At 67.7% G+C, this 26,185-nt stretch carries 20 protein-coding genes; 13 read left to right on the plus strand and 7 right to left on the minus strand.

Going from position 1 to position 26,185, the window contains the following annotated elements; translation table 11 throughout:
• Window positions 1-149: 149 nt before the first annotated feature.
• The 6 genes from TX76_RS05415 to TX76_RS05440 all read left to right on the plus strand — a co-directional run bounded on the left by TX76_RS05415 (window position 150) and on the right by TX76_RS05440 (window position 7,869).
• Window positions 150-1,640 (plus strand): PGF-CTERM sorting domain-containing protein, encoded by a 1,491-nt coding sequence (locus TX76_RS05415; protein ID WP_228842313.1) that lies wholly within the window; start codon window positions 150-152, stop codon window positions 1,638-1,640.
• A 61-nt stretch (window positions 1,641-1,701) separates the two neighbouring features.
• Complete coding sequence (locus TX76_RS05420) at window positions 1,702-2,961, plus strand: prenyltransferase/squalene oxidase repeat-containing protein (RefSeq protein WP_049900029.1); 1,260 nt, start codon at window positions 1,702-1,704, stop codon at window positions 2,959-2,961.
• A 222-nt stretch (window positions 2,962-3,183) separates the two neighbouring features.
• Window positions 3,184-4,305, plus strand: a complete 1,122-nt coding sequence (gene wecB, locus TX76_RS05425) for a non-hydrolyzing UDP-N-acetylglucosamine 2-epimerase (protein WP_049900031.1) — start codon at window positions 3,184-3,186, stop codon at window positions 4,303-4,305.
• Window positions 4,302-5,594, plus strand: a complete 1,293-nt coding sequence (locus TX76_RS05430; protein WP_049900033.1) for a nucleotide sugar dehydrogenase — start codon at window positions 4,302-4,304, stop codon at window positions 5,592-5,594. Before wecB ends, TX76_RS05430 begins: the two co-directional genes overlap by 4 nt.
• Entirely contained in the window at window positions 5,591-6,685 is a 1,095-nt protein-coding gene (locus TX76_RS05435) for a DUF354 domain-containing protein (protein WP_049900035.1), read from the plus strand. Before TX76_RS05430 ends, TX76_RS05435 begins: the two co-directional genes overlap by 4 nt.
• Window positions 6,685-7,869 carry a hypothetical protein gene (locus tag TX76_RS05440; RefSeq protein WP_049900038.1) on the plus strand — a complete coding sequence of 395 codons (1,185 nt, stop codon included), beginning with the start codon at window positions 6,685-6,687 and terminating at the stop codon, window positions 7,867-7,869. The genes TX76_RS05435 and TX76_RS05440 overlap by 1 nt, the downstream gene beginning before the upstream one ends.
• A gap of 33 nt (window positions 7,870-7,902) precedes the next feature.
• Here TX76_RS05440 and TX76_RS05445 read toward each other — a convergent pair whose 3' ends face one another.
• Window positions 7,903-9,312, minus strand: a complete 1,410-nt coding sequence (locus TX76_RS05445; protein ID WP_049900041.1) for a sulfatase — start codon at window positions 9,310-9,312, stop codon at window positions 7,903-7,905.
• A 245-nt stretch (window positions 9,313-9,557) separates the two neighbouring features.
• On the opposite strand from TX76_RS05445, the gene TX76_RS05455 reads away from it, so the two are divergent.
• The 4 genes from TX76_RS05455 to TX76_RS05470 all read left to right on the plus strand — a co-directional run bounded on the left by TX76_RS05455 (window position 9,558) and on the right by TX76_RS05470 (window position 15,618).
• The gene (locus tag TX76_RS05455; protein ID WP_049900045.1) at window positions 9,558-11,414 is read left to right on the plus strand and encodes a hypothetical protein; all 1,857 of its coding nucleotides are present in this window, start codon (window positions 9,558-9,560) and stop codon (window positions 11,412-11,414) included.
• A gap of 127 nt (window positions 11,415-11,541) precedes the next feature.
• The gene (locus TX76_RS05460) at window positions 11,542-13,128 is read left to right on the plus strand and encodes an alkaline phosphatase family protein (protein ID WP_049900047.1); all 1,587 of its coding nucleotides are present in this window, start codon (window positions 11,542-11,544) and stop codon (window positions 13,126-13,128) included.
• Window positions 13,129-13,131: 3 nt separating this feature from the next.
• The gene (locus TX76_RS05465; RefSeq protein WP_049900051.1) at window positions 13,132-14,205 is read left to right on the plus strand and encodes a glycosyltransferase family 4 protein; all 1,074 of its coding nucleotides are present in this window, start codon (window positions 13,132-13,134) and stop codon (window positions 14,203-14,205) included.
• 108 nt (window positions 14,206-14,313) lie between these two features.
• Complete coding sequence (locus TX76_RS05470) at window positions 14,314-15,618, plus strand: glycosyltransferase (protein ID WP_049900054.1); 1,305 nt, start codon at window positions 14,314-14,316, stop codon at window positions 15,616-15,618.
• Here the strand turns inward: TX76_RS05470 and TX76_RS05475 are convergent.
• Window positions 15,581-17,353 carry a methyltransferase domain-containing protein gene (locus TX76_RS05475; RefSeq protein ID WP_049900056.1) on the minus strand — a complete coding sequence of 591 codons (1,773 nt, stop codon included), beginning with the start codon at window positions 17,351-17,353 and terminating at the stop codon, window positions 15,581-15,583. The genes TX76_RS05470 and TX76_RS05475 overlap by 38 nt on opposite strands.
• Before the next feature lie 55 nt (window positions 17,354-17,408).
• On the opposite strand from TX76_RS05475, the gene TX76_RS05480 reads away from it, so the two are divergent.
• Entirely contained in the window at window positions 17,409-18,338 is a 930-nt protein-coding gene (locus tag TX76_RS05480; RefSeq protein ID WP_049900058.1) for a glycosyltransferase family 2 protein, read from the plus strand.
• A 21-nt stretch (window positions 18,339-18,359) separates the two neighbouring features.
• Here the strand turns inward: TX76_RS05480 and TX76_RS05485 are convergent, their stop codons facing one another.
• Complete coding sequence (locus tag TX76_RS05485; RefSeq protein WP_049900061.1) at window positions 18,360-19,289, minus strand: glycosyltransferase family 2 protein; 930 nt, start codon at window positions 19,287-19,289, stop codon at window positions 18,360-18,362.
• 185 nt (window positions 19,290-19,474) lie between these two features.
• Here TX76_RS05485 and TX76_RS05490 point away from each other — a divergent pair, with 185 nt between their 5' ends.
• Window positions 19,475-20,722: a glycosyltransferase family 4 protein gene (locus TX76_RS05490; RefSeq protein ID WP_049900063.1), complete on the plus strand. Its 1,248-nt coding sequence runs from the start codon at window positions 19,475-19,477 to the stop codon at window positions 20,720-20,722.
• 41 nt (window positions 20,723-20,763) lie between these two features.
• Here the strand turns inward: TX76_RS05490 and TX76_RS05495 are convergent, their stop codons facing one another.
• Window positions 20,764-21,579 (minus strand): hypothetical protein, encoded by an 816-nt coding sequence (locus TX76_RS05495; RefSeq protein ID WP_049900065.1) that lies wholly within the window; start codon window positions 21,577-21,579, stop codon window positions 20,764-20,766.
• A 117-nt stretch (window positions 21,580-21,696) separates the two neighbouring features.
• On the minus strand, window positions 21,697-22,752 hold the full coding sequence (locus tag TX76_RS05500; RefSeq protein WP_049900067.1) for a ferritin-like domain-containing protein: 1,056 nt from the start codon (window positions 22,750-22,752) through the stop codon (window positions 21,697-21,699).
• 297 nt (window positions 22,753-23,049) lie between these two features.
• Here TX76_RS05500 and TX76_RS05505 point away from each other — a divergent pair, with 297 nt between their 5' ends.
• The gene (locus TX76_RS05505) at window positions 23,050-24,081 is read left to right on the plus strand and encodes a hypothetical protein (RefSeq protein ID WP_228842314.1); all 1,032 of its coding nucleotides are present in this window, start codon (window positions 23,050-23,052) and stop codon (window positions 24,079-24,081) included.
• A gap of 598 nt (window positions 24,082-24,679) precedes the next feature.
• On the opposite strand, the gene TX76_RS05515 is transcribed toward TX76_RS05505, so the two are convergent.
• Together TX76_RS05515 and TX76_RS05520 are read right to left on the minus strand one after the other, a co-directional pair.
• A complete protein-coding gene (locus TX76_RS05515) occupies window positions 24,680-25,735 on the minus strand; it encodes a tyrosine-type recombinase/integrase (protein WP_049900071.1) in 1,056 nt (351 codons plus the stop codon).
• Complete coding sequence (locus tag TX76_RS05520) at window positions 25,725-26,123, minus strand: DUF5805 domain-containing protein (RefSeq protein ID WP_049900074.1); 399 nt, start codon at window positions 26,121-26,123, stop codon at window positions 25,725-25,727. The genes TX76_RS05515 and TX76_RS05520 overlap by 11 nt, the downstream gene beginning before the upstream one ends.
• Between the last annotated feature and the right edge of the window lie 62 nt (window positions 26,124-26,185).

The following is a 26,185-nucleotide window of genomic DNA, read 5'->3' on the forward strand; positions in this document are numbered from 1 at the left end:
ACCGAGAAACCGAGTATGGTGGGGATAACAAAGCCCTCGACGCGAGCGGTTCCCATCGTCGTGGCTTCCCGCATCGATGTTCCGGCTCCGTCGCCGACGGGACGCCAGCGGACACTACCACCGACAATGACTGAATCCATCACCCATCCATGACGAAGGCAGGACACAGCGCGTTCATGACTGCGATCGTCGTCGTTGCGGCGGTCGCGGCGGTCGCGGTCGGCGGCCCCGCCGCGGTGGCGCTCGAACCCGACACGGCCGCCCCGTACCCACACTCGCCGGGCACGACCGTCCAGGAGTTCCCGGTCTCGGTCGTCGCCGAACGCAACGACGCCGTCGTGCAGAACGGGATGAGTTCGATCACGCTCGACTTCGGGGCCGACAACCGCTTCGACGGGAGCGTCTCGAACGTGAGCACCGACGACGTCGAGATCACGGTCATCGGCGCGAGCAACCAGCGGACGGTCGGTGCGTTCGAGGTCGCCGAGAGCGGCGACGGGACGATCGCGATCAACTTCTCCCAGCGCGTTCGGGTCGCGGCCGGCGACCGGATCCTCGTCGAGGTCGCGGGCATGACCACCCCGAGCACCGACGGCGACTACACGGTGTCGATGTCGACCACCTCGCCCGACGGCACGACCGACGGTCCCGTGTCGGTCGGCTACCGGGTGGCCTCGGCGTCGCTCACCTTCCCGAACCAGACCGCCTCGCAGTTCAACGACACCCAGTCGATCTCGCTGTCGGGCGTGGTGCCGAACGCCGGGTACATCGGCGTGTTCACCGTGGCCGAGAACGGCTCGCGCGGAGAGCTCGTCGGCAGCACCGGCCCGATCATCGCCCAGTACAGCCCGCGGAACTACACCGTGGCGCTCGACGGCAACGTTGCCGAGAGCCAGCGTCTCGAAGCCGTGGTGTTCTACGAGACCAGCGGCGGCAACCAGGGAGCCCGGCTGAACGGGAGCTTCGACCCGAACGAGGACGCGGTGGTGGCCAACAACGGCATGCCCGCGAACGCGACGGGCTACGTCACGACGCTCGACGCCGACGGTCGGCTCATGGCCGGGAGCGAGTACGGTCTCGGCGCGCGGCTGTTCTTCGATCAGGGCGAGCCGAACACGGGCTATCAGGTCCAGGCCGTCGAAAACGGCACGCTCGGCGACGTCGTGACCCAGTTCGAGACGCCGGCCAACGGCTCGGCGGTGATCCCGACGGCCGGGTTCGGGCCGGGCCAGTACGCCATCACGCGGGTCGACGACGGCTCGGTGGTGAGCCTCGACGGCGACAGCACCACCGGTGCCCAGGACGACAGCTTCTTCGTCACCGAGTCGGCCGTCGAGACGACCGAGGCGAGTACCGTCAACGAGACGGCGAACGGCTCCGCCGGAGCGAACGCCACGACCGCCGACGGAACGACCGACCAGGCGACCACCGAGGCGGGGGCGACCCAAGGCACGACCGAGGACGGTGCAGGCGAGACGACTGCTGCCGGTGACGGCGGCGACACCGCCACCGCCGGCAACGAGAGCGGCGGTGGCTCCGGCGACGGCAGCAGCGGGGCGTTCGGCCCCGGCTTCGGCCCGGTCGTCGCGGTGATCGCGTTGCTCGCGGCCGCGCTGATCGCCGCGCGTCGCACGCGATAAGCCCGCCGCTCGGCAGTATCGAACCGCGACCCATTTTTCGACGACGATCGAGAGGGGACACATGCACTCGGGGACGGAAAACACCGGTTTGGCGGGACAGTTGCTCGGCGAGACCCTACGGTACGCGCGCGAGCGCGAGTACACGGGGTGGGACTACGGCGACGGGATGAGCAGCCGGCTCCTCCAGGGCCTTCCCGTCGAGAACAAGTGGGTGAACATCGCGGTTCAGGAGACGATCAAGCGCGCGCCGGTCAACGTCCGACCGCTCTTCCTGGTCGAACAGCGCCGGAACTACAAGGGAACCGCGCTGTTCGCGATGGCGAACCTCGCCGCCGCCCAACTCGATCTCGGCGACGGATCGGACGGCCGAAGTTCGGGGTCGGCGGTCGATTACGTGACGGAGGCCCGCGAGTGCTGCGAGTGGCTGATCGAGCACCGAACACCGGGCTACGCGGGGTTCTGTGGCGCACACCGCCACGAGATCCAACATCTCGACATCAAGGGCCTCCCCGAGTACCCCGACATGGTCTCGACGTCGTACGCGGTTCAGGCGCTGCTCGCCGCGAGCGATGCGGGCCTCGACGCCGACTCCGAATCGGCGTATCCCGCGGTCGTCGAGTCGGTGGCCGACTTCATCGACGAGGATCTCGAATACGAGGAGATCCCCGACGGCGCGCGGATGAAGTACGTCCCGACGTGGTCGTCGGACCACTACACGCTCAACGCGGTCGCGCTCGGCGGCGTGACGCTGCTCGAACTCGCGGCGCGGTTCGACGACCCGACGCATCGCGAGCGCGGCGAGAAACTGCTCGACTACGTGGTCTCGCGCCAGCGCCCCGAGGGCGGGTGGATGTACCGCGACCCGCCCTCCGCGTCACACCTCTCGATGGACAACCACCACAACGGGTTCGTGATCGAATCGCTGCTCCGCCATCGGGAGCTCACCGGCTCCGCCCGCTACGCCGACGCGCTCGACGACGGGCTCGCCTTCTACCGCGACGAGCTGTTCGCCCCCGACGGCGCGCCGAACTGGGACGAGTCGAGCGCCTACCCCCGCGACATCCACGCCGCCGCCCAGGGGATCATCGTGTTCAGCCGGGCGGGCGCGTTCGACGTCGCCGAACGGATCCTCGACTGGACCGTGGGGAGCCTCTACGCGGGCAACGGACGATTCCACTTCCGACGGGAGCGCTTTTACACCAAGCGGATCACCCTGATGCGGTGGTGTGAGGCGTGGATGGCCTACGCGGTGGCGACGTATCTCACCCACCGTGCCGAAGCGGACGAGGGGGAACCCGAGTTCGCCAGTCGGATTCGATAGGTTTGATAAGCGTGCTGCGTGAACGGTGGGTATGATGCCGCCGATGCCAGGTAAACGGACCATAACAAAGCACGCTGGGGCGGTGCTCGGTGAGTAGATCACCATGATCGGTCCTTCTCGTCTCTCTCATTGTGCGACGCGGTCGATCTGCGACGCTGACCGTTCCGGCGCGTCCGCCACGAGGGCGATCCGTGACGAGTCACACGGAACGGGCGGTGGCCGATGAGCGCGGGCGATACGGCCGTCACGATCGTGCTCGGGACGCGCCCCGAGATCATCAAGCTCGCGCCCGTGATCGACGCGTGCGAACGGTACGACGTGGGTTACAGCGTGGTCCACACCGGCCAGCACTACTCCGACGAGCTGGACACGGTCTTTTTCGACCAGCTCGAGCTCCCCACGCCGGAGCACAACCTCGCCATCGGGTCGGGATCGCACAGCGCCCAGACCGGCGCGATGATCAGCGCGATCGAGAGCGTCCTGCTGGACGAAGCGCCCGACGTCGTCCTCGTCCAGGGCGACACCAACTCGGTGCTCGCGGGCTCGGTCGCGGCGAGCAAGCTCGACTGCGAGGTGGGTCACGTCGAGGCCGGCCTCCGGAGCTTCGACCGAAGTATGCCCGAGGAGGTGAACCGCGTCCTCGCCGATCACGCCGCCGACTACCTGTTCGCGCCGACCGACCAGGCGGCCCAGCATCTCCGCCGGGAGGGGATCCCGGTCGAGCGCATCACGGTCACCGGCAACACCATCGTGGACGCGGTGACGTGCTACCGCGACCTCGCGGCCGAGAAGAGCCGGGTGCTCGACGCTCACGACCTTCAGGTGGGAGAGTTCTGTCTGCTGACGGCCCACCGCGCGGAGAACGTCGACGACCCCGAACGGTTCGCCAGCCTCCTCGACGGCGTCGCGCGCTTCGCCGCCGAGTCCGGGCTCGACGCCGTCTACCCGGTCCACCCGCGGGCGCGCGAGCGGATCGAGGCGTTCGAGATCGACGTTCCCGCCGAAATCCAGCTCGTCGAGCCCCAGGACTTCCTCGATTTCCTCCGGCTCGAGAGCACGGCGCGGCTCGCCTTCACCGACTCCGGCGGCGTTCAGGAGGAGGCGTGCATCCTCGGGACGCCCTGCGTGACGCTCCGGGACAACACCGAACGCCCCGAGACGGTCGCGGTCGACGCGAACCGGATCGTCGGCGTCGATCCCGCCGATATCGTCGCCGGCGCGCGCGAGGCGCTCCGTGCCCCGACCGACTGGGAGAACCCGTTCGGCGACGGCCGGAGTGCCGAACGGATCCTCGACGCCGTGGGGATCGGCCAGGCGAAATCGGTCGAGGGGGTGACCGGATGAGTTCGGTCTGTGTCCACGGGCTGGGCTACATCGGCCTGCCGACGGCGGCGGTGCTCGCCGAGGCCGGCCACGACGTCTTCGGGTACGATGTCGATTCGGAACTGTTGAAGGCACTCGAAGCCGGCGAGACGCGGATCGACGAACCCGGACTCGACGACGTCATCGCGGACGCGCTCGATAGTTCGTTATCGGTGACCGACGAAGTCGTCCCGGCGGAGTACCACCTGATCTGCGTGCCGACGCCGCTGGAGGACGACCACGCCGACCTCGCCGCGGTCGAGGCGGCGGGCGAGACCGTCGCAACCGTGCTCCGGGCCGAGGACACCGTGATCCTCGAATCCACCGTACCGCCGCGCACCACGAGCGAGGTGCTCGCGCCCGTGCTCGAACGCTCCGGGCTCCGTGTGGGAGAGTTCTCGCTGGCGTACTCGCCCGAAACCGTGCTTCCCGGGAACGTTCTCACCGAGCTTCGCGAGAACGATCGCGCGATCGGCGGCGTCGACGAGCGCTCGGTCGCGTCGGCGGTCGCGCTGTACGAGTCGTTCGTCGGGGGTGACCTCCGGACGACGACCGATCCCACGCTCGCGGAGTTCGTCAAACTGCTCCAGAACACCTACCGTGACGTGAACATCGCGCTCGCGAACGAGGTGGCGATGATCGCCCACGACTACGGGCTCGACGCGCGCGAGGCGATCGCGCTGGCGAACCACCATCCGCGGGTGAACATCCACCAGCCAGGGCCCGGCGTCGGCGGCCACTGCATCCCGATCGACCCACTGTTCCTCGGTCAGGGCTCGGATCGGCTCGACCTGATCGAGCGCGCCCGCGCGATCAACGACGGGATGGCCGACTACGTCACGGACCTCCTCGAAGCACAGGTGGAGTCTATCGCGGACGCGACGGTGGCGGTGCTCGGCGTGGCGTACAAGGGCAACGTCGCCGACGCGCGCGAGAGCCCCGGTCTCCGGCTCGCCGAAACGCTCCAGCGGCGCGCGCGGGCGGCGCACGCGCCCGGTGCGGAGGGCACCGGTGGAACGGACGCCGACCCGATGATCGACGTCCGGCTCCACGATCCGCACGTGACCGACAGCCACCTCGCGCTGGTGTCGTTGCAGGACGCGCTGTCGGGGGCCGACGCGGCAGTGATCGCCACCGACCACGACGAATATGGAAAGCTCGATCCGAGCGAGGTCGCCGCACAGCTGGACGGGGACACCGTGATCGACGCGAAGGGCATCCTTGACGCCGCTGCGTGGGAGGCGGCGGGCATCACCGTCGTCGAACTATGAGCGGACGTGGTCGCCACGCGAGCGCCGACACGACTGTGCGATCGGCCCCGGCGCGGGTGTGGATCGATCTCGTCAGCCCCTCGCATCCGTTCTTCTTCGACGGGCTCGTCGGCGGGCTGGAGAACGTTTCGGTGACGACAACAGTGCGAGAGAAGACCGAGACCGTCTCGCTCGCCCGCGAGGTCGGGTTCGAGCACCAGGTGGTGGGCCGTGACTTCGACAACGCCTTGGTCCGGAAGTTCGGGATCCCCTTCCGTACGATGCAGCTCGCGGTGAGCGCGCCGTCGTGTGACGTCTCGCTGTCGGCGCGCAACGCGATGTGCGTGCTCGCCTCGCGGGCGCGGGGCACGCCCTCGATCCACTTCACCGACAACGACATCACCGCCCACGTCGACGGGCTGTGGGTCGAGGAGCTGTACAACCGCTTCGAGGCCGCCGCGACCCACAACGTGGTGCCGCGCGCGTTCGCGGCCGAGGAGCTGACCCGGTGGGGCGCGGACCCCGATTCGATCCACACCTACGACGGCTACAAGGAGGACGTCTACGTCGCGGGGTTCGACCCCGATCCCGACTTCCCCGACCGGCTGCCGTTCGCGAGCGGCGAGTACATCGTGGTGCGGCCGGAGGCGCTGACCGCGGCGTACGTCGACGCCGACTCGATCGTGCCCGACCTCCTCGCCGCAGCGAGCGAGCGAGGGATCGGCGTGGTCTATCTCCCGCGCGGGCGCGGCGACGAGAGCTACGCCCGCGAGTACGACGATGACGCGGTGTACGTGCCGAACGGCGCGATGAACGGGCTCCAGCTCGCGTGGCACGCACGGTGTGTGCTCACCGGGTCGGGGACGATGTCCCGGGAGGCGGCGTGCATGGAGAAGCCCGCCGTCTCCTTCTTCCCGAACACGCTGCTCTCGGTCGACCAGGAGCTCGTGGCCGACGGCCGGATCTTCCACTCGCGGGACGCCGGGGCCATCGTCGAGCACATCGCGTCGCTCGACGCCGCCGACGTCGAGCCGGATCGCGAGCGCGCACGCACAGTGAGAGACGAGGTGGTCGAACTGACGAACGACCTGATCCGGTCGGTCCGACGATGATGACCGACACGCGCGACGCCCCGACACCGTACGAGGTCTGTACGACCGCGCTCGACTGGGCACGCGAGCGCGAGTACGCCGGCTGGGACCCTTACGGCGGGCTGAACAGCCCCTACGCGGGACCGTTCGAGCACCACTGGTTCACCCGTCTGGCGTGGATGCACGCGGTGAACACCCTCCCGGTGACGCTCCACCGGCTGCTGTCGATCCCCGAGGAGCGCAACCCGAAGGGGATCGCGCTGTTCGCGCTCGCCCATCTCGACCTGTACGAGGCGACCGGCGACGACGAGCATCTCACGGAGGCCGAGCGGCTGCTCGGCTGGCTCGACGAGCACCGATCGCCGTACTTCGAGACCGCGTGCTGGGGGTACAACTTCGACTGGCAGAACGCGAGGAAGTTCTACCTCCCGGCGTACCGGCCGTCGGTGGTCGTCACGGTCTTTGCTGCCCAGGCGTTCGTGCGTCACCACCGACTCACCGGCGAGGACGAATCGCTCGCGGTCGCGGAGGAGGCCTGTGAGTTCATCCGAACCGAGATCAACACCCGGACGATCGAGGGCCACGAGGCGTACACCTACACCACCGACGACGAGTTCGTGGTCATCAACGTCAACGCGCTCGCCGCGCGGCTGTTCGCGCTGGTCGCGGCCGAAAACGGCGACGACGACCTGATGGGGCGGGCCGACGAGGTGATCGCGTTCGTGCTCTCGGCCCAGGAGGAGAGCGGCGCGTGGCACTACTCGATGCCGGCGGACAGCTCGCCGATCAGCCACGACAACTTCCACACCGGGTTCGTGCTCGAATCCCTCAGAGAGTACCTCGACGCGGGCGGCGATGTCCAGGGGACCGAGGCGGCCTACGAGCGCGGGCTCGCCTTCTACCGCGAGCACCTGTTCGAACCCGACGGTGCGCCGAAGTTCGAACACGACCAGTCCTACCCGCGCGACGCCCACGCCGCCGCCCAGTCGATCCTCACCTTCGTTCGGGACGGCCGCGAGGAGAGCGTCGCGATGGCCGACCAGGTGCTCGACTGGTCGCTCGACAACCTCTTCGACGAGTCGGGTTACTTCTACCGCCAGCAGGGCCGGTTTTTCGACGACACCACGCCGTACATGCGGTGGAGCCAGGCGTGGATGTGCTACGCGATGGCCGCGATGGTCCGTCACCGGAGCCACACCGAGTAGCTCGTCCGACCATCCTCACCGTTCGTCCGCCACTCAGTCCACGAGATAGCCGAGATCCGAGAGCTGCTCCTTCATCGCGTCGGAGAACTCGCCCTCCCGGTTCCCCGAGAAGGCGGGCTGGCCGTCGGTTTCGAGAACGCCATCGAGCGCGTCGTCGAGGCGTGCCTCGACCTCGGGATGCTCCTCGCTCACGTCCTGTGTCTCGTCGGGGAGCCGGAGTAGCTCGGCGCGGTCGTCGCTGCGCTGGTATTTGAACTCCGTCGTGCGGAGCGCGCTGAGGGTCGCAGTGTGGTACGGCGACGGGTCGAACTCCGGGTTCAGCTCCGCGAACCGATCGAGGTTCTTGAGGGCGCGCTTCGCGCCGCGCTGGGTCAGGCTGTGCTCGCGGGTTTCCTCGCGGAGGTCGATCCCGTGGAGTCCTTCAGTTCGTGCGCCAGCGGCGTCGAGCAGCGTCCGCATGACGTCGGCGTGCTGGACGGTCTCGCCGTCGTGGTCGGTGATCGCGTCGGCCCCGTGAACGACCAATGGGACGTGGGTCACGGCGTCGTCGGTGACCACGAGGTGGGCGAGCATCCCCTGCTCGCCGAACAGCTCGCCGTGGTCGGCGGTGATCACGAACACCGTGTCGTCGAGACCCAATCGATCGGCGTGGTCGAACAGGTCGCCGACCAGCTCGTCGGTGTGGGCGATCTCGCCGTCGTAGAGCGCCTGGAGCGCGTCCCACTCGTCCGCCGAGAACGGACAGCCGTCGGCGATGAGCTGGTGGAAGTTGTCGTGGTGGTAGAAGCCGAGGCGCTGGGCGCGGTCGGTGTCCATTGCGAAGTCGTCGGCGTAGCGGTCGAGGAAGCGCTGCGGCGGGTGGTAGGGGTGGTGGGGGTCGCCGTAGTGCGCGTAGAGGAAGAACGGCTCGTCCTCGTCGGCGTACGAGCCGAGCTGCCGTTTCGCGATCTCGTTCATGAGGTAGCTCGTGCCGTGCTTTCTGGTGTCGGTCGTGAACCCGGGGCCGTGTCGCCGGCAGTTGAGAGCGTACTTCGCGAGAATCTTCGGGCCGGCGGCCTCCAACAGCGTGTCCGCGCTCAGCCACGTGAACTCGTCGAACCCGCGGTCGAGGCCGGTCGCGGAGCTCAGGTGGGAGTTCGGCGAGAGGCACGCGGTCCGGTAGCCCTGCTCGGTGAGGCGTTCGGGGATCGTGTCGAGTTCGTCGGGGATGACGTCGTTTTCCATCCCCGCGCCGTGATGTGTGGGGACGGTCCCGGTGAGGATCGACGCGCTCGACGCGAGCGTCCAGACGCCGTGGGTGTGACAGTCCCCGAACGCCCGGCCGTCGCGGGTCCCGGCGATCCGCGCGAGATTCGGCGTGGTGTCGCGCGAGTAGCCGTCGAGCGAGGTGTGATCCATCCGGGTGCTTTCGAGAGTGATCCAGACGATGTTCGGCCGGTCCATACCGATTCCATCCGCCAATCCGGTTTAGGCGTCACGGTCCGTTCCCCCATCGCGCTCTTCGCGGCACTCGTTGAGTCGCTCGCGATCTGGCGCTCGACTCGTTCGGCGTTTCGGCTCGACGACGTGGGTTCGACTCCCGATCGTCGGCGGCCACCGACCACCGCAGCCGATGGCGAGAAGTCGATGGTGATAAAGGGAGCCGGTGCGGTAGAAGGCACAACGACCGCCCGCGCGATCCTCCACAGATGAGCACGCTCACCACCTCCGACACGCCGGCCTTCCGGGGACAGAAGATCGCCCTCGCCGTCGGGTATCTCGCACTCGCCGGGGCCGTGCTGTACGCCTACGGCGCGCCGACCACGGGCTACGAGATCTCGATCTACACCCAGGGAACCCCGATCGGCTACTGGCTCGGGTTCGCGGTCGCGATCACGATCGCGATCGGGGTCACGCTGTACGCGCCCGAGGGGTATCTCAGTCTCGCGGGGCTCGCGCTCGGCGGCGGCGCGCTCCTCTCGCTCGCCGGCCTCCCGATCCTCCGGAACTACTACTTCTACGGGACGGGGGACGCGCTGACACACCTCGGCTGGACGAAGGACCTCTTCGAGGGCGTGTTGAGTGCGTTCGGGCTGTTCTACCCCGGTCTCCACACCACCTCGCTGTTCATGAGCGGCGTCGCTGGCGTGGCCATCCCGCGCTCGATGCTGCTGGTGGTGCTCGCCTACGTCCTCGCGTACATCGTGTTCGTCCCGCTGTGTGTCCGCTCGATGACCAGCCACCGGGGCGCGATGCTGCTCGGCGGGCTCGCGGCCTTCCTCCTCCTCCCGATCAACCACCTCGGGATGAACTACATGACGCCCCACCCGATCACCGACTCCGTCCTGCTGAGCCCGGTCGTGATCTACTTCCTCATCAACTACCTCACGAGCCCGGCGGACGTCTTCGAGAGTCGGTTCCCGATCCCGGCGCTGACAGGGTTGTTCGCGGTCGTGCTGGGGGCCTCGGTGCTCTATCACCCACAGCAGGCCGCGAACCTCATCATCCTCTTCATCACGATCTCGGCCGTGCAGTTCGTCTACCGGTCGGTGCGTCCGGACAGCCGGATCGCCGATCACAAGACGCTCTACGGCCCCACGATGTTCCTCATCGGGTCGTTCATGCTCTGGTCGGTCGGCCGGGGTCGGTACGAGCAGTCGGTCGACGCCGTGCTCCGCGAGCTGCTGAGCTTCCTCAGGGGAGGCACGGGGGCTGGCGGGGCGGTCGCCAGCCGACAGAACTCGCTGACCGAGATCGGCGCGAGCGTCGTCGAGGTGTTCCTCAAACTGTTCTCGGTGAGCGCGATCTTCGCGACGCTCGCCGGCCTGTTGATGCTCACGAGCCTGTTCGGCCGGCTGCGTGACACCCCCGACACCGACGCCCTCGTCCGGTACTTCACCGTGGGCCTCGTGGTGTTGTTCCCCTACTCGCTGGTCTTCTTCGTCGGGAGCGTCTCGAAACTGTTCTTCCGCAACGTCGGGTTCATGATGGTGTTCGCCACCATTTTGGGGTCGATCGCGCTCTACCGGTACGTCTCCGGACTCTCGGAGTTCGTCCCCGAGGTCGGGGTTCGCGGTGCGATCGCGGTCGTGGTCGTGATGATGGTCGCGCTCTCGGCGATCGTCGTGTTCCCCTCGCCGTACATCTACCAGCCGAACCAGCAGGTGACCGAGGGCCAGATCCAGGGCTACGAGTACGCCTTCGACCATCAGGCGGCGGGCGTGGCGATGTACGGGCTGCGCTCGGGCCCGTGGCGGTTCAGCCACGGGGTCGAGGGCGTCGAGGGCAACCCGATCCAGCAGAACCAGCGCGGCATCGCCGAGGCGAACCTCTCGGCGCTCGCCGGTGACAGCGAGGAGGACCGGTACGTCGGCATCACCGACGGGATCCGCCAGCGCGAGAGCGAGGTCTATCGCGGCCTGCGGTACAGCCGCGCGAACATCAGCACGCTCGACACCCAGCCGGGCGTCCACCACGTCCAGTCGAACGGCGAGTTCGACCTCTACTTCGTGCCCGGCGAGCGCACGGTCGCGGCGAACGCGACGGCGAACACGACTGCCGGATGACCGACCTCGCCGAACGGAGCTACAACGCGGTCCGGCGGCCAGCGGGGTTCGAGAACGCGTCCGGCTGCGGGCGAATGAAAACGGTAATGGCGGTCACGCGAGGAGCCTGCACCAGTATGACTCAGCCATGACCGGGGCATTACCGGAACGGGCGTTCGTCCTCGGCCTCGACGGCGTGCCGTTCGACCGGCTGCGCGCGTGGGCCGACGCGGGCGAACTCCCGAACGTCGCGGCGCTGTTCGAGGAGGGGGCCGCGGGCCCGCTCGAGAGCACGCGGCCCGCGAACACCGCCCTCGCGTGGCCCTCGATCGCCACCGGCGTCGGGCCCGGCAAACACGGCGTCTACTCGTTTTACGGGCTCACGCCTGACTACCGACACGAGGTCAACACCAGCGCGGACGTCGACCGGCCGGCGCTGTGGGACCTGCTCTCGCCCGCGATCGTGGCGAACACGCCGATGACCTACCCCGCGAGCGAGATCGACGGCACGATGGTCACCGGGATGATGACGCCCTCGCGCGAGGACGGGTTCACCCACCCGCCCGAACTCGCCAAGGAGATCGAACGCCGGGTCCCCGAGTACGAGATCGGTCTCGACTGGCAGGAGTACGTGGGCAACGACGAGGCGTTCGCCGCCGACCTCGATTCGCTCGTCGATTCGCGCACCGACCTCCTCCACCTGTTGATGGAGACCGACGACTGGCGGCTGTTTTTCTTCACCTACACGGCCCCCGATCGGCTCCAGCACCTGCTGTGGGAGGAGGAGGCCCTCCTCGATCACTACCGCCAGCTCGACGGCGTGATCGGCGACGCCCGCGAGTACGCCGCCGAGAACGACGCGACGCTGTTCGTCGTCTCGGATCACGGGTTCGGGCCGGTTGCGAAGCAGGTCAACATCAACACCCTGTTCGCGCGCGAGGGGTACCTGACGCCGAAAGCGGACACCGCGGCGCGGGGGACGCTCTCGCGGCTCGGCGTGGACAAATCCAGCGTGCTCGGCGCGCTCTCGAAGGTCGGGATCGACGAGCACACCATCGTGGACCGCCTCCCGGAGGCGATCGTCGACGCCGCCGCAACGCAGATCCCCGGCGGCCACGAGCTGTACGACGTGGACTACCGCCGGACGAAGGCCTTCTTCCACGGGTACGGCAACGTCTTCGTCAACGACACCGAGCGCTTCGACGAGGGGATCGTCGCCCCGCGCGACGTCCCGGCGCTCAAAGCCGATCTGACCGAGCTCCTCTCGTCGCTCACCGATCCCGAGACCGGCGACCGAGTGCTCGACGTGTACGACGGTGACGACGAGTTCCCGACCGACGACGGCTCGCCGGATCTCGTGGTCGCGGGCCGGGAGGGCTACCACGTGAAGGGCACGCTCGCCGAGTCGGTGTTCGCCGATCCGGGCGTCCACGTCGCCGAGCACCGGCCCGAGGGGATCCTCCTCGCCGCCGGCCCCGACGTGGAGCCAGGGAGCGCGCCGACCGACGCGAGCGTCGTCGACGTCGCGCCGACGGTGCTCCACAGCGTCGGCGACCCGGTGCCAGCGGACGCTGACGGCCGCGTCCTCGACGAGATCTTCGCTCCCGACTCCCCGACGGCGAAGCGCGAGGTGGCGACCGTCGAGGCCGCGAGCGCCGGCACCGCATCCGCCGCGACCGACGGCGACTTCGGCGACGTCGAGGACCGACTCCGCGGCCTCGGGTACATGGAGTGATCGATGCGCGACACCCAGCTCCTGATCGTCGGCCGCCACGGACCCGGCGGGATCGGCCAGTACATCAGCGAACAGCGCCGCCACCTCGCGGGCGAGATGCGCGTCGATTCGCACAAGAGCGGTGCGTTTTCGACCGACGGGCTTCTCGTATTCGTTCGGTCGGTGCTCACCATCATCTGGTACGCACTCACGTACACCGTGCGATCCCCACCCGACATCGTCCACGTCCACTCCTCACACCGGTTCTCGTTCTATCGCGCGGGCTACTACGCCCTGTTCGCGAGGTACGTCTGGGGCTGTCCCGTCGTGTTCCACGTCCACGGCTCCTCGTTCGACGTGTTCGTCTCGACCGCGTCCTGGCCGGTCCGACGCTATCAGGCGCTGGTGTTCGACGCCGCCGACGAGATCGTGGTGCTCTCGGAGTACTGGAAGGACACGCTCTCCGAGCACACCGACGCCGAGAAGCTCACCGTGATCCCGAACGCGGTCGACGTCGGCGACTACACCCCCGCGTTCGACGGCGGGGCACCACACGTGGTGTCGGTCTCGAACCAGATCCCGCGCAAGGGCGTCGTCGAACTCGCGACCGCGATCGACGATCTCGTGGATCGTGGCCTCGACTTCCGGGTGACGATCGCCGGCAAGGGACCGCTCTCCCGGTACGCCGAGACGCTCGCGGCGACCCACGACGAGGTCGAGTACCTCGGCTACGTCTCGGAGGCGAAGAAACAGCGACTCCTCGGCTCCGGATCGATCTTCGTGCTCCCGGCGTACGCCGAGGGGTTGCCGATCGCGATGCTCGAAGCGATGGCCGCGGGCAACGCCATCGTCGCGACCACCGTCGGCGCGATTCCGGAGGTCATCGGCGAGGACAACGGCCTCCTCGTCGCGCCGCGCGACCCCGACGACCTCGCCGACGCGCTCGCCGAACTCGTCGCCGACCCCGATCGAGTGGCCGCGATGGGCGAACGGAACCGTGCGGCGGCGGTGGAGCGGTACGCGTGGTCGACGGTGACCGAGGAGCTCCTCGCGACGTACGAACAGCATCTCGACGTCGGCGAACGCGCCCGGCCGTAATTTGCCGGCCGCGACGTCCTCGACGACCACAAGAGCGAAGCCGCCTCCCCGAGAGTGTGAGGCATGACCGGCCCACCATCACGAGCGACGCGGGGGAGCGACTGAGCGATGCACGTCTGCTTGCTGCTCGCGGGCACGTTCCCGCCGGACGAACGAACCCGGAGTCACGCTGCTGCGCTCCGCGAGGCGGGTCACACGGTCTCCGTCGTGTGTCGCGGCGGGCCTCGCGAGGCCGAACACGAGACGATCGACCAGATCGACGTGCGACGAGTGTCCGACGAGACGCTGTACGCCGGCGTTCGGGGAACGATCGATGGCGCGCAGTACGCCCTTCGAGCGATCCAGCCCGCGTGGCTGCGCGCCATCGATGCGATCGACGAGGAGCGCGCGATCGACGCCTGCTGCGTGATGGACCTCCGCCTCGTGAGGACCGGGCTGCGGGCCGGTGGAGCCCACGACGTGTCGGTGGTCGCCGACCTGCCCGGAAACGCGCCAGCGCTCGAACGGCGACGCAACCGAGCGGAGGGGTGGGGCGACCGACTCCGAAGTCCTCGAACGCTCGCCCGCCGGCTGTTCCTCTCGCCGTGGCGGCTGGGCCGACTCGAAACCGGGCCGCTCGGCGACGTCGATCGGCTCGTGACGTCCTGCGAGGAGGCCCGCGCACGCTACGTCCGTGAGGTGGGGATCGACCCCGAGCGCGTGGCGGTCGTCCGCGACACCGCCGCGGACCCGAACGCGCCGATCGAGATCGACGACCACGGCCTCGGCTTCGATCCCGACGTGACGTTCGTGGTCACCGCGTTCGTAGGCGAGGGTCCCGATTACGACCTCGAAACGCTCGTCGCGGCGGCCGCGCGGGCGGCGGACGAGGCCGTGAGCCTCCATCTGGTGCTCGTCGGCGACCTCGATCCGGAGACCGCGGACGCCCTCGAAACCCAGGCCCGGCGCGCGGTGGCGGGCGGCCGGCTCACCTTCCGGACGGCGACCGATCCGGACCGCGTTCCCGTGTACGTCGCCGCGAGCGACGTCTGCGTGTTCCCCGCTCGCCCGTCGGCAGTCACCGAGACGGCGATCCCGTCGACGGCCTTCCGCGCGATGGCGATGGGCGTTCCAGTGATCGCGACCGATGTCGGGCCCACGTCGCGGATCGTCCGTCGGACGAACGCCGGACGCGTGGTGCCCGTCGGGGATCACGAGGCGCTCACCGCGGCCCTGGTCGCGCTCGCCGACTCCGACACCGCCGCCGAGTACCGATCGAGCGGGCGACGCGCGGTCGAATCCCGGTATCACCGCGAGCGCGACGCCGCGCGTCTCGCGTCGCTCTACGAGTCGCTCTCGCGGGCCGAACTCGGTAGTGGTGATCTCGTCGGTGATCTCAGAGCGGTCCGTCGAGGAGGTTCGACAGCGCCATGACGTACGAGCCGATCTCGTAGGAGCCTTTGTACATCTGGTCGTCGACGTCGAGCCGGTCGTCGACGGTCAGGAATCGCATCGGGACGCCGACCCCCGAGAGATCGACGAGATCGCCGCGCGAACTGTCGCCGTAGATCCACGACATCGCACGCCGGACCGTGCGATCGTAGTCGCGTTCGCCGCCCGCGCGGTAGTAGTGTGCGACCGCGTTGACGAAGAACGTCTGGTGGCACTCGTAGAGGAAATCCCAGTGGGGCGGCCGGAAACCGAGGCGTTTGGTCGTTCCTCGCCGGACGCGCCGGGGCAGCGAGACGTCCTCCCAGACGAACGCGCCGTCGTCGCGCATCCGGTGCTCGATGGTGTAGTCGAGCACGCGCTCGACGCCGTCGAGGTAGCCCGTCTGGCCGGTGATCTCGGCGGCGCGCGCGAACCCCCAGCAGGCGTACATCTGGTTCTGGTGGCGGCGGGTGGTGTGGTTGTCGAACGCGAACAGTCCCTCGGGAACGAGACGGTCGTTCATCGTCCAGAGGGCGTCCGAGAGGGCGTCGCGGATCTCCGGATCGGGGTCGCGCTCGTAGAGATACGACCAGCCGTAGGCGAGGAGACTGTCCTCGGCGTGGGTGAAGTCGAAGCGTTCGCGCGCGTGTTCGAACAGCCGGCGGGCGATCCGTTCGTTCTCGTCGTCGAAGACGTCGGCGGCGAGCGCGAACGCACAGGTCAGTGGGCCGATGCCGTAGCTCGGCATCTCGTCGAGCGCCCCTCCCTCGATCCGCCCGACGACGTATTCGAGCGCGCGCTCGATCTTCGCGTCGTACGCTTCGGTGGCGAGGGCCGATGTCCGCCACTGCATCGTCCCCATCAGCGCGAACGGGGCGTACCGCCACAGTTCGCGGTCGTCCGGCGTCCACGAGAACGTCGGCTCCCCTGTCTCCCCACCGGTGATCTCGTAATCCAGCGCCCGGAGGAGCTTCCCCTCGCTCTCGTCCCAGAACCCGTTTTCGTCGATCGGCCGGTACAGGCAGTCGAGCGCGCCATCGAGGTGTTCCCGATACTGATGTGGCTCGACCGCGAGCACGAGGTACGACGCGTCGTCCCACCGCTCGCGCGCGGTGAGGACGTCGCTCGCGCGCTCGCCGAGATCGACGAACGGTTCTTGATATCGATCCGGCAGCGTGCTCACCGCCATGTGGGCGTAGTAGGGGTACTGGAAGACGAGTTCGTAGTCCGTGAGTCGCCAGCCCGGCGAGATCACGGAGAGCGCCTCCGCGGGCGTGTAGTACCGGTTGAGCCGCCAGCTGGCGGCGGCGTACGGCGACCGCGGTGTCGGCACCGAGAAGACGAACCGGCCGTCGGGCGCGAGCACTCGATCGACTTCCTCTGTGAGATCGTCGACCGCGAGGAACTTCCAGTCGTACGGGCCGATCGACACCGCGGCGTCGAACGTGCCGGCGTCGAACGGGAGTTGGGGTGATTCGGGGTCGGCGGTGCGGAACGCGTCGGCGGCGTCGCCGAGCACCTGCTCGGCGTACTCGCTCGCGGCGGGCGAGAAGTCCACCCGCGTCACCGATGCGTCGATCCCCTCGGTGACGCCGGCCTCGGAGGCGAGATCGAGCACGCGGTCGTTCGTGCCGAGGAGCTCAAGCGCGCGCCGGCGCTCGGCGGCGCGGAGGGCCTCGACGATCGGGCTGGCCGGCGGCTGGTTCACCCACCGCTTCAGACGTGCGTCGCGGGTCACTGCCGGCGAGTTCCCTTCCGGAGTACATTTAGCTGTTCCTTCGTTGCTCCCGACCATGTGCCCGCCACCCGACGACTCGTCCGCGGAGTCCGATTCGGACGCCCCGCTCGTCTCGGTCGTGATCCCTACCTACTACCGCAACGACCGCCTCGGCGGCGCGATCGAGAGCGTGCTCGATCAGGACCACCCCACCGAGATCATTGTCGTCGACGACTCCGGCGAGAGCCACGCCGCGCCGGTCGTCGCCGAGTACGACGTCACGTACCTCGAACTCGATCGAAATCGGGGATCGAACCCCGCGCGGACGGTGGGTGCGGAGCGCGCTTCTGGGGATTTCGTCCAGTTCCTCGACGACGACGACCGACTTTTACCTACCAAACTCGCCCGCCAGATCGCGCTGCTCGAACACACCGAGGCGGGGGTGGCGTACTGCGGGATGACCTTCGAGGGCGGCCGCACCGTGCTGCCCGATCCCGACGTGCGGGGGGACGTACTCGAACCCGCGCTCGCGTTCGAAATGTCGCCGTGTGTGACCTCCACGATGTTGATCGCGTGCGACGCCCTCGACGCGGTGTTGCCGCTCGCGGAGCGGCCAGGCGGCGACGACCTCGGCATGATGATCGATCTCGCGCGCCGGGCGACCTTCGAGTTCGTCGACGATTCCCTCGTGCGCCGGGGCGTGATCGACGACTCCCGCGGGAAGTCGCCGGGACTGATCCGCGGCCGCCTGGAGATCGTTCGGGAGTACGACGATCTCTACCGGGCGGCCTCGCCCGAGATACGGGCGGACGCGCTCGCCAACACCTACCGGCTGGAGGGCCGGATGCATCTGCGCGATAGCCGTTGGTCGGGCGCGGCCGTCCGGTCGTTCGCGCGGGCGTGCTATCACGCGCCGTCGCTCCGGACGGCAGTTCCGCTGGGCGCGTCGCTGTTCGGCCAACCCGGAATGGACGCGATGCAGCGGGTCTACCGTCTCGTTCGGTAGCCGACCGACGCCCCCTCCACGCTACTCGTCGAGCGACGCGCGCCAGTCCATCGCGGCGTCGCGGGCGCGGCGGGCACCCGCTAGCGCGCGCTGGCCGAGCACCGCGAACCCCATGATGAAGACGCTCTCGGCGGAGGGTTCGTACCCCATCGCGCGGCGCGCGTACCCGAACGCGTGGCGACGCTGGCCGCGTTCGAGCGCGACTCGCGCGCGCGCTCGACACTGCTTCTCGCGGAGCCGGCGCTCGATTTCGGGGTACCGTTCGATCTCGTCGCGGTACTTCCGCCAGATCAGTCCGTTGACCTCGATCCCGTGGGTGAGCTGTTGGGAGATGTTGTCGGTGTGGAAGATGCGTTCGACGAGACGCTCGTCGACCGCCGCAAATTTGTACTCCTTCGCCAGCCGGATGCAGTGATCCCAGTCAACCCCACGGGGAAAGTCGGGATCGAACCCGCCGAGGTCGAAGCACTCCGCGCGGAGCATGTGGCTCGAATGGGGATGGAGGCCGAAGCGCGCGATCACGTCGGGGTAGATGTCGCCCTCGCGATCGGGCCGGTAGACCCGGACGATCTTCTCGCCCTGGCGGACGACTCCGCCGGTGTAGATGACACCATAGTCCTCGCCGAGATCGGCGAAGGCGTCGAGCTGTTTTTCGACCTTCTCGGGATGCCAGCGGTCGTCGTCGTTGAGGACGCAGACGAACTCGCCGTCGGCCACCGCGGCCGCCCGGTTCATCGAGGTCGATATCCCGCGGTTCTCGTCGTTGTGACGGACGCGCACCCGGTCGTCGTCGGCGTAGGTGTCGAGCTCCGCCGCCGTGTCGTCGGTCGAGCCGTCGTTCACCACCACGACCTCGATCTCGTCGTGGGTCTGCTCCAGCACGGTGTCGACGGCTCCGGAGACGTACTCCGCGCGGTTGTACGTCGGGAGGACGGCGCTGACGAGCGTCATTGTCCCCTCCCAGTCCGTCGCCCGGCATAAGCGGCTTCGTTGCGGCGCGGCGGAGGACTGGCTGGCGAGAGTCGGGATTCCCTCACAGCGAGAATCACAGCCGACCACAAGAGCGAAAGCCGAGCGTCGAAAACCTCACTCGTGACGAGCCATCGACCACACACTCCGCCGTCTTCCATCTGACCATGCACATCTGTATGCTCCTCCCGGAGCGGTTCCCGCCGGACGTCCGGGTGGAAAAGGAGGCTGCCACGCTCCGCGCGGCCGGCCACGAGATCACGCTGCTCTGTCGTGGCGGGCCGGCCGAACCCACTTTCGAGCGGATCGACGGGATCGACGTTCAGCGGCTGCCCGTCGACGAGCTGTTCACCGGTCCACGGGGCCTCGTCGACGGCGCACGCTACGTCGCGACCGCCGTCCATCCGGTCTGGCGGCGGGAACTCGAAAAACTCGCCGACGAGGACCTGCCCGGCGGGTCGATCGACGCGATTCACGTCCACGATCTCCCGCTGGTGAAGACCGCGCTCGCGGTGGGCGAGAACCACGACGTGCCGGTGATCGCCGACCTCCACGAGAACTATCCCGAAGCGGTCCGCCAGATCCACCGGATGCGGGGCTGGCGCGAGATTGCGCGCGACCCTGAAGACCTGATCCAGCGGATATTCCTCTCGCCGACCCGACTCAAGCGCCTCGAACGCCACGCGGTCCGGAACGCCGAGCGCACGATCACGGTGTGTGAGGAGGCGCGCGCACACTACCTCCGGGACTGCGGTGCGGCTCCCGAACGGGTGACGATCGTCTCGAACACCGTCGATCTCGACGCGTTCGATCCCGACGCGACCGACTCCCCCACGGATCTCGACTTCGATCCCGACGACTCGTTCGTGATCTCCTACGTGGGAAATTTCACCGAACACCGCGGTCTCGACACGCTGATCGAGGGGGTCGCGCAACTCGCCAAAACCAGATCGGACGCGCAGTTGGTGCTCGTGGGGAAGGGCAACGAGGGCTACGTGACCGGTCTCGAACGCCTCGCGCGCTCGCTCGGGGTTCGGGATCGACTGACGCTCACGGGCTGGGTCGACTTCGACGACGTGCCCGGCTACATCGCCGCGAGCGACGTCTGCGCGGTCCCACACGCCGCAACGGCCCACACCGAGACCACCGTCCCGCACAAGCTCTTCCAGTACATGGCGATGGGCGTCCCGGTGCTGGCGACCGACGTCGCGCCGCTCGCACGGATCGTCTCACGGACGGGCTGTGGCCGCGTCGCGCCCGCCGGCGACGGCGCGGCGATTGGCAGGGCGCTGAACGAGCTCGCCGATCCCGACCGCGCGCGCGAGTGCGGGGAGAACGGTCGACGGGCGGTCGAACACCGGTACAGCTGGGCGCACGACGGCGCGCGTCTCCGTGCGATCTACGACGAGCTGTGATCGCGCCAGGGCTCGATCCACGGGTCGGCTCCCCGCAGTGCTCACTCGTCTGGTTCCCCGTCGGCGACCTCACGCCTGAGCGCGAAGACGCTGTTGTCGGCCGCGTCGACGACCTCCAGCCGGACTTCGTAGACTCCGCCGCTGCCTTCAGGTATCTCGAACGTTCCGTCGCCGACGGTGCTCTGTCCACCCGCGTCGAACCGACGCTGTGCGACGGTCGTGGCCTCGCCGTCGGGGTCGGCGACGATCGTCACCTGGATGCTCGCGAGATCGACGTCGGGATCGGTGACGTTCCACGCGACGGCGAAGCTGGCGTTCCCGCCGGCGGAGCGATCGGTGACGGTGAACGACTCGATCACCGGTGAGCGCCCGGTCGCGGTGGCGGTAGTCGTGTTCGCGCTGGCGGTCGCGTTCGCGGTGGTTCGGTTCGCCGTTCGCGTCGGCGTGCCTGGCGCCGTCGACTCCACCGTCGGTGTCGCCGTCGTCGTGACCGACGTCGGTTGACCTTGCCCCGTCGTGGCCGTTGCGTCGGTCGTCCGACGGTCGCGTGTCGTCTCCCCCGCCGTGTCGGCCAGGCTGCTCGTCTCGCCGGCGGTCGTCGTGCTCGTCGCGTTCCCGGATCCCGATCCGGGCGAGGAATCCCCGCCGAACAGATTCGTCGCCGCCCCGGTCACGAACGGCTGCAGCACGAAGACGGCGAACACGATGATGGCGAGCGAGAGCAACACCGCCGCGGCGATCCGCCTCGTGTCGGTTCCGTCGAGGAGGCCCGCCTCATCGCCGTGATCGGCGGACTCGCCGTTCTCGAAGACGAAGCCGCCGTACTCCTCCTCGCCGCTGTCGTCACCGTCGGGCATCGTATCGTGACTGTTCCATCACTCGGCCGGTTCTTGGTCTTTGCCCATCGTGGGGCCGACCGACCCGACGATGATCGTCCGACCGCCGAGGGGAACGCGAAAGGTCGAAGCGTCGAACTACGGGTACGACCGCTGGAGAACGACCTCGCCGCTCGCGTTCCTGACGGTCATGGTGTCCGCACCGTTCTCCCAGACTTCGTTCTCCTGCCCCCAGTAGAACTCGGTGTCGGTGTCGCTGCCGCTCCCGGTGTACAGCGTGAGTTCCGCGCCCGGTTCGAGCGTCACGCCGTCGGGGAACGTGTACGTCGTTCCGTCGGCGTCCGTCACCGTCCATCCCGAGAGGTCGAGCGGGGCGTCGCCGGTGTTGCCGTAGGTCACGAACTCGTCGTTCAGGTTCGCGGCGTCGTCGCCGCCCGCGTCCGCCTGGAGGGCGACGACCGAGAGCTGACCGGCGCTGTCCGTCCCGTCATCGCCGCCATCGCCACCGTCGTCGCCGCCACCGCCTGTCCCGACGACGAACTGCTTCGCGATCGGGAGCACCTGGTCCATCGAGCGCGCGGTGTTGAACGCGTCGGGCGACGGTCGCTGGAGGTTCAGGAGCTGGAAGTACGTCTGGTGTTCGGCCTCCACCGAATGAATGCTGAGTGCGGCCTTCAGCACGTCCTCGTCGTCGATCATCGGCGCGGCCCCGGCGTAGGCCGACACCCCGACGGCTTCGAGGCGGTCGGCGATCGCGACGAACTCCTCCATCGTCTCATAGGGGAACTCGTATGCGGCGGGCTCGACGGGCGTGCCGCCGAGTTTCTCGATGGTCTCCGTGAGCGCCTCGACGTGGGCTCCCTCGTGATCCCGGACATCCTCGATCTGCTGGTAGGTCGAGTAGCGAAGCGTCGGCCGCGCGAAGTACTGCGCCACCGCCGAGTTCTCGACCTCGCTTTCCGTATGATTCGCGAGGAACTCCTCGTAGAAGGCGTACTCCAGGTGTTCGAGGGTCAACGCGTAGTTCAGGATCTCCACGTCGCTCGGAGTCGTGTTCGCGTCATCGGAGCTGTCGTTGGCCGCACTGCCGATGCCCGAGAGCGCCAGCGTTCCGCCGACGAGCGCCGTCCCACCGAGAAACGCCCGTCGCGAGCGCTGCTCGCCGTCGCCGGTTCGCGTCGCTGGTTCGTCCATGTCTACTGGTTCGCACGGCGACGTTCAAAAACCTATGCCGGAATCTCGCCCGAAACGATCGCCGAGCGAACCGTGACGTCGTGGCCCGTCGCTGTCCTCGATCGGTGCAGTCGCGGCACGCTCGGAGCGTGGGTCGCGGACTCGATCCGGACGCTCGGTTGCAGCCTCACGAGTCGTTCTCTCCCTGGGGAACCAAGATCCCGACCGACACCGTCGGTCGTCGACGCTCCCCCGGTTGGTTCTGGGACGAACGGACCACGGGACGTCAGCGCTGAAGATTTATATGCAAGTGACCGGATGCGTAGCCATGAGCGACACGGACACGTCGCCGGGCGTCACCGTCTCGTCGGACGGCATCACCGTCCGGAAGGCCTACGAAACCGACGAGTTCCCCGTTCCGGCGATCACCTTCGATCTCGCGTCCGAACGCGAGAGCGCAGCGGTGGTTCGCCTCGTGGACGCGGCCCCGAAGGCGTCTCGGCGAACGATCTCGGCTTCAACCCGGACTACGGCGGCGAGCACTGGTCGATCGAGGACGGCTACGCGGTCTTCGAGCGACGGCTCGCTCCGAGCGAGGAGTACCGGACCGTCTACGGCGTCCGCAACGTCGATCTCGATTCCAGCCAGGTCACGGGCGATCCGGTGATCGACGTCACGGCCGTCGACGCGTCCGACGGTGAGGACGACAGCCACGTCGAAACGCCTGGCGGAACGTCGACCGGTGGAACGTCGACGACCTCGACCGGCGGAACGGGCAGCGTCGGCGCGGCGCTCGCGGCGGAGATCCGCGACGGAGATCTCTCGGCGGCGGACCGAGAGCTTCTCGTCGAGGAGTTCGGCCGGAGCGGGAGCGACGAGGCCCGTCTCGCCCACCTCCAGTCGCGGATCAGTGATCTCGAAGCCTACAGCGACGCGCTCGAAGCGTTCATCGACGAGCACGGGACGGGTCGCGAGGTGATCGAGGACGCGTCCGACCGGCTCGACACCATCGAAAGCGAGGTCGACGATCTCGCCGAGCGTACCGAAGACAACGAGACGACCATCGACCGCCTCGGTGAGCGCACCGAGGAGACCGAGACCGACGTCGACCGGCTCGCCGAACGGACGGACGAAACCACGACCCGAATCGACGATCTCGCCGAGCGCACCGACGAGCACGCGACCGACATCGACGCACTCGACAAGGGCATCGCCGACGCGCGGGCCGAAATCGAGGAGACCCAGGCGTGGCTGGACGATCTCCGCGAGGACGTCGAGGAGCTCGACGCGTGGCGCACCCGGATATCGAGCGTCTTCGGTACCGACACCGAGACCGAAGAGGAAGCCTGACGGCTGCGCACGCGCGACGGTCCGAACGGCTATCCCGTCCCTTCGGTCGTGGTTCCGAGCGAACGACCGCGTGGTCCGTCGGTCCTTTAAGTAGTTCTGGCGACAAGACGTAGATACAGACGAGGTATCGTCCAGATACCTTCCCGTGGCCATGCCTGCAGAGCGATGACTTCAGAATGAAGCGACTGTGTCGGCAGCTACTGCTCCCCGATAGCCACGATGGTGTCACCTCACGACGTGGTACTCCTGCACGGATTCGTTGCGTGCTTCGCCGCTGACGACGAGCGTCCTGTTCTTCCTTCGATCGTTGCGGCCACGGCCAGCCCGGGACGAGGTGTGAACTCCCGTCCCAAGACAGTCGAGCGTCCACACACGCATCAACGACGACGTGGCGAGCAGATCGTCGTTTTCCATCGCGGTACGCGCATCATCGATCAAAGGACTACTGGTGTGGCGACCCCGCTCGGTCAAGCGTCTCCTGGGGCTGCGAGTGGACTCGCGTCAAAATAATACTAAATATTCCTGCCAAGTAGGGGGCAACACTACCTCAGTTGATATAGCAGAATATGATTTACTCGTCCGCTGCCGACCATGTTCGTTATCGGTCAAGAATCCGGTATATGTTGTTCTCGTATACATTTCGGACTCGATCGCCCCAGTTGTGGGTGTAGGTGTCGATCACGTCGTCGGCGACGTCGCCGCGGAGGTACTTGACGACACCGCGGTCGCCGGTACGATCCCGGAGGTGTGTCGTGAAGAAGTGCCTGAAGTAGTGGGGAGTGACGTTTTCGGTCGCACCGCCGCCGGACTCGTACCAGCCCATCGTTCGAGCGCGCTTCGAGACGAGCGAGCGCACCATTGGTGGCGTGAGGCGCTCTCCCCAGTCGTCCCTCGTGCTGAGAAACAGCGGTTCAGCGGCCGAAACGGCGTCAGGACGAACGGCAAGCCACCGTTTGAGCATGGCGTGGAGCTCGTCGTCGACTGGAATCATCGTCGCGCGTCGCCGCTTGTTCGAAGCACCCCGTTCCTCACCGTTGACGGCATCCCCCTGACTCACGTCGCTTGCGACGTACATCGACTCGGATCGACCGCTCAACTGACCTCGATCGCCGAGGGGATACGCTGCGTTGAGGTCCTCATCATCGAGCGCGAGGTCCCGCAGATCGAGGTTACAGAGCTCACCCACGCGCATGCCGGTTTTCAGCAGCGTCACGAGTACTGCTTGGTCGAGCGGGTGGTCAACGCTCCCGACGAACCGGCACATCGCCGATAACGGAATGTCCCGTCTCTGAGGGTCCTTCTCGATGGTTTCGTCCATCTCTTCCACCACGAGCGCCATGGGGTTCGATTCGAACGTTTCGACCTGTGTCATGTAGGCGTAGAACCGATGTAGATAGGAAGCGTAGGTCGCTACCGTGCTCTGACTGTGCGTTGCTCTGATCGAGTGGATCCATGCCATGCACTCACGCCGTCCGGCCTCGGCCGGCATGAGTGGGCCACCGGAGCATCGGTCGGGGTCCGCGAGGAACTCCTCGAACCGCCGGAGGACACGCTCGTAGGCCTCGCGCGTGCGCTCCGAACGCCCGTGGTACTCGAGGTCCTGAACGAAATACGCGATCGCATCGTCGGTTGCCTCGGTTGCTTCAGTCGCCATCGGAGTTCTCGATAGTGTACCCTCCGTGACGGCCACTGTACCGGACCTGGTTTTCGCTCTGAAGGCGTTGGAGCGTGGTCTCGAGTCGTTCCTCGATGTTCTCGATAAGCGATTCGACGAGTTCGTCCCACGAGCAGTACCCATCGTCGAGAACGTTGAGCACTCGGCTTTCGAGGCCCTCGACCCCAGGGGCTTCGTCCACAGTATCCATTTGTCCGGCCTCGTCGGAGCTGAAGGTGAAATCACGTCGGCCAGCTTGCACCATGATCTTGATAAACTCGCTCTGACTCATCTCCAGCTCATTCGCGTGTTCTCGCCACTCTTCTTTCTGATACGCTGGAACGTAGGCTTTGACGACTTTCTGATCGGCGTCCGTCTCGCTCGCCATTACGTGAGCAACGATCCGCCCTCGGTATCAATGTTCCCCTGTAGCTCTATAGACGCTCTTAG

The sequence above is a fragment of the Halococcus agarilyticus genome, assembly GCF_000334895.1.
Lineage (GTDB): Archaea > Halobacteriota > Halobacteria > Halobacteriales > Halococcaceae > Halococcus > Halococcus agarilyticus.